Annotated in this window: 2 protein-coding genes and 1 pseudogene; 2 read left to right on the forward strand and 1 reads right to left on the reverse strand. The window is 40.8% G+C overall.

Going from position 1 to position 2,414, the window contains the following annotated elements; genetic code table 11:
• Positions 1 to 132: 132 nt before the first annotated feature.
• Positions 133 to 354: pseudogene (locus ACE1CC_RS11050) on the reverse strand (nucleoside deaminase); the annotation flags it as partial.
• 136 nt (positions 355 to 490) lie between these two features.
• Between ACE1CC_RS11050 and ACE1CC_RS11055 the strand changes: the two are divergent.
• Together ACE1CC_RS11055 and ACE1CC_RS11060 are read left to right on the forward strand one after the other, a co-directional pair.
• Positions 491 to 709 carry a hypothetical protein gene (locus tag ACE1CC_RS11055; protein ID WP_413270513.1) on the forward strand — a complete coding sequence of 73 codons (219 nt, stop codon included), beginning with the start codon at positions 491 to 493 and terminating at the stop codon, positions 707 to 709.
• A gap of 489 nt (positions 710 to 1,198) precedes the next feature.
• Positions 1,199 to 2,341 (forward strand): RNA-guided endonuclease InsQ/TnpB family protein, encoded by a 1,143-nt coding sequence (locus tag ACE1CC_RS11060; protein ID WP_413270514.1) that lies wholly within the window; start codon positions 1,199 to 1,201, stop codon positions 2,339 to 2,341.
• Positions 2,342 to 2,414: the final 73 nt, after the last annotated feature.

Here is a 2,414-nt window from a genome sequence, read left to right on the forward strand (position 1 = left end):
ACTAAAGGGGACGAGTAAAAGACTACAAGCAGTCCCAAACGCTCTGCGAGCAATGGGATAGAGGGTGTAGTAGTTCACCCAGTTAGGGTAACACCTACAAAATAAGACCTGAGATATTTGTCTATGGTTTTATGAACTATATAAGGTATAACCTTCTAAAGAAGTGCTGTTGAGCTTTTTAGTTAAAAGTCGAATGGCGTTAACTTCGGCGTGGGCGGAAGGATCGCGATCGCGTTTGACGGTATTGTGGGCGGCGATCGCAATTTCCCCATCCTTCACTATTACCGCCCCAAAGGGCGCATCGCCTTGCTTCGCCTCTGCTAAAGCTATTCTCATCAACTCTTCTGGGCTCATGTTTTCACCTCTATAAATTCTTGTGATCGAGATCACTTTTCCGAATATATGACTATCACTTGCCTGTCATCAGTGTAATCACCGAGGTTGGCTTTATTTGTTTCCATAATAAAAGCATAGAGTTCAGCTAAAACCAATGACTAACCAACTCAACCTCCTCCCCACCGCCCTTTCTGACTTATTCGCCGAAGTTACCAGTTCTGGACGTATTACCCTTGCCGATCGCTACGGGCTAAAAGCTGCTATTCTGCAAGGTTGCTTAAGTGAAGAAGAACAAAGCATTGTAGATAGATTACTTTACGGTGTGCGTCGGGGACGTTTGCAAATGGTTAATGAAATCTCTTCTGCAATGTAATTTTGTTGGCGCAGCGAACTCTGGTCAAATTATTAAGTTTAAAAATTTACTGAACTCTCAAGAAACAAACTGGGCTAATCTAGCTCAGTTTTTACTTTTTAAGCCTGTTGTCAGCGCTTCAGCGCTTGAGTACTTCAGTGTTCACAACAGACTTAGGACTTCCGCATAAAAACCCGGTTTCTCAACAAAATCGTTGGTTTAGATGAGCAAGGTTAACACTCCAAACCGGGTTTTTGACCCACGCTGCGTAAGTCCTGAGACTTTCTATTTGTCTGTTGTAAGCGCTTGATCGCTTGATCACTGAAGTGCTCACAACGAACCTTGTATTTATAAAATTATCTCAATGAAGCAAGAAGACTCCCGTCAAACTGCGTTGTGACGGGAGATGAATTGTGACCAAAAACTCAGATTGAGCGCAGCGAATCAATATAGTTTGACGCTGACATTTTTCCAGGCTATACTATTAATAATTTCCTGATTAATAGAGTGATGTTAACAGCTTTAAAGGTAAGAATATACCCAAATAAAGAACAGCAAATAGCCCTAATTAAAAATTTTGGCTGTTGTCGCTTTGTTTGGAACTATTACCTGAACAAAAGCAACACTCAATATCAGGAAACAGGAAAAGGATTAAGCTATTGCGATATGGCGAAGGATTTGACGCAACTGAAGAAACAAGAAGATTTCTTGTGGTTAAAAGAAGCGTCTTCTTTGCTACGCAACGCTACGCGAACGGCATTGCAACAATCGCTTAAAAATCTAGAAGCAGCATTTAAGAACTTTTTTGAACATCGGGCTAAATTTCCGAAGTTCAAAAGTAAACACAAGAAGCAATCGCTGAGATACCCAGCAGGTTGCTCGGTAAAAGGAAATGGTATCCAACTCCCTAAATTGGGAATTGTTAAAGCAGTAATCTCCAAAAAGATAAGCGGCAAAATAAAATCCGTGACTGTCTCAAAGGACAGCACGGATAAATATTTTGCCGCTATTTTGTTGGAAACTGAAGATGTTTCAACTAATAAAGAAGGTAAGATTTCGGGAATCGATTTGGGTTTAAATTCTTTGGTTACGGTGTTTGATGGGGAGACAACCTACAAGGTTGACCCGATTAAGCCGACTTGGAAATACGCTTCTAGATTAAGAAGAAGACAAAAATCTTTATCCCGGAAAAAGCTCGGCTCTAATAACCGGAAAAAACAGGTTAAGAGAGTAGCCAAAGTTCATCAAAAAATCGCCAACACTAGACTTGATTTTCTCCATAAACTCTCCCATCAGTTAGTGAGTGATAACCAAGCTCTTGTAGTCGAGAACCTTTGTGTAAAAGGACTAGCTCGAACTAATCTAGCCAAATCTGTATTAGATGCTGGGTTTGGGATGCTAGTTAATTTCTTAGACTACAAACTGAAAAGAGTTGGCGGAATTCTTGTAGAAGTTGACAGATTTTTCCCGAGTACGAAGCTTTGTAATTGCTGCAAACATAAAAATGATTCTCTCACCCTAAAAGATAGAGAATGGGTTTGTCCAGTATGCCAAACCCACCATGATAGGGACGAGAATGCAGCTAGAAAGTGCGATTCGTTTAGTCAAAACCGAGAAATCGGGGGACGACTAGCAGTATCAAGTAACCAATAGGTTGAGAAGCACTTAAATCCTTGGTACTGACAACTTCATAACCTTGTGAGTGAAGGCAAGTATCCTAGAAAGC

The sequence above is a fragment of the Floridaenema aerugineum BLCC-F46 genome (genome assembly GCF_041929345.1).
Lineage (GTDB): Bacteria > Cyanobacteriota > Cyanobacteriia > Cyanobacteriales > Aerosakkonemataceae > Floridanema > Floridanema aerugineum.

Bases quoted from the DNA above. Each gene is read 5' to 3' on its own strand.
- ACE1CC_RS11055 (WP_413270513.1), top strand. From the start codon at position 491: ATGACTAACCAACTCAACCTCCTCCCCACCGCCCTTTCTGACTTATTC.
- ACE1CC_RS11060 (WP_413270514.1), top strand. From the start codon at position 1,199: ATGTTAACAGCTTTAAAGGTAAGAATATACCCAAATAAAGAACAGCAA.